Origin of the sequence: Sphingomonas sp. Ant20, from assembly GCF_000783375.1 — a bacterium.
Taxonomy (GTDB): Bacteria; Pseudomonadota; Alphaproteobacteria; order Sphingomonadales; family Sphingomonadaceae; genus Sphingomonas; species Sphingomonas aerolata.
The window spans coordinates 1-1,175 of sequence record NZ_JRVI01000284.1; the positions used below are offsets into that span (position 1 = coordinate 1).

Below are 1,175 nucleotides of genomic sequence, written 5' to 3' on the forward strand. Positions count from 1 at the left end.
GGCGGCGGCGGAGGAGGCGGTCGAGGCGCTCGACGCGGATCTGGGCGAAGGGTGGCGGCTGGTGCGCGTGCAGATGCTGCGCTCGCGCGTGCTGCGCGTCGGCGAGCGGTGGCGGGGCACGAGCGAGTTTCTGGTGCGGATGTACCGCGAGAGCTGAAGGGGGAGACGGACATGGCGGTGGAGAAGGGGAGCGCGTTCCTGCTGAAGGTCGGGAACGGCGCGGCGACGCCCGTCTATGCGACGGTGGCGGGGCTGCGGACGCGCAGATGTCGGTGAACGGCGAGGCGATCGTGGTGACGACGAAGGATTCGGGCGGCTGGCGGCAATTGCTGTCGGGGGGCGGGGGTGCGCAGCGTCTCGGTATCGGGGGCGGGGGTGTTCACGGGCTCGGCAGCGGAGCTTCGGATCAAGGCCAGTGCGCTGTCGGGGGTGCTCGACGATTACCGGCTGGCGTTCGAGGGGGCGACACGATGACGGGCCGGTTCCTCGTGTCGCGGCTGGATTATGCCGGGGATTTCAATGGGGAGCGATCCTACACGCTGAGCTTGGAGAGTTCGGGGGCGGTGGTGGCGGGGTGAGGATTTCCCTGTTTGCGTGGTGCTGAGTCACCTTCGTCCTGACCCATTTCCGTCATCCTGACGAAAGTCAGGATCCAGGGTCACGAGCGTCGTCCTGTGCGGCTCTGGATCCTGACTTTCGTCAGGATGACGGGGGGGGCGCGGGATCGGGGTCCTTGGCCTCACTTGCCCTCACCCTCCCACGCGCAAGGGCGCGTGGGCCCCTCCCTCTCCCCCGGGGGGAGAGGGGTTTTGGAGAAATTTCATGAGCGATGTGGCGAATAGTGTGCGGGGCGAAGGGGCGCTGCGGGTCTCCGGGGAGACCCTCGTGGTGCGGCCGAGTTTTGCGGCGCTGGTGGCGGCGGAGGAGGAGCTGGGGCCTTTGTTCGCGCTGGTCGAGCGGGCGGCGGAGGGGAAGCTGGGGGTTGGCGAGATGGTCGCGCTGTTCTGGCATTGCCTGCGTGATTGCCCCGAGGGGCTGACGCGCGAGCGGCTGGGGGAGGCGGTGGTCGAGGCGGGGCTTGCCGTCGTGACGCCGGTGCTGCGCGGCCTGCTGCGGCAGATCCTGGCGGGGCGGTGATGCGGACGTCGCGGACGCGCGGGGCGGCTCGCGGGGTT

At 69.8% G+C, this 1,175-nt stretch carries 1 protein-coding gene and 1 pseudogene; both read left to right on the forward strand.

What is annotated here, in order from left to right; genetic code table 11:
* Window positions 1-171: 171 nt before the first annotated feature.
* A pseudogene (locus NI18_RS20335) lies at window positions 172-578 on the forward strand (phage major tail protein, TP901-1 family).
* A 244-nt stretch (window positions 579-822) separates the two neighbouring features.
* Window positions 823-1,137, forward strand: a complete 315-nt coding sequence (locus NI18_RS20340; protein ID WP_037532948.1) for a gene transfer agent family protein — start codon at window positions 823-825, stop codon at window positions 1,135-1,137.
* Window positions 1,138-1,175 lie beyond the last annotated feature (38 nt).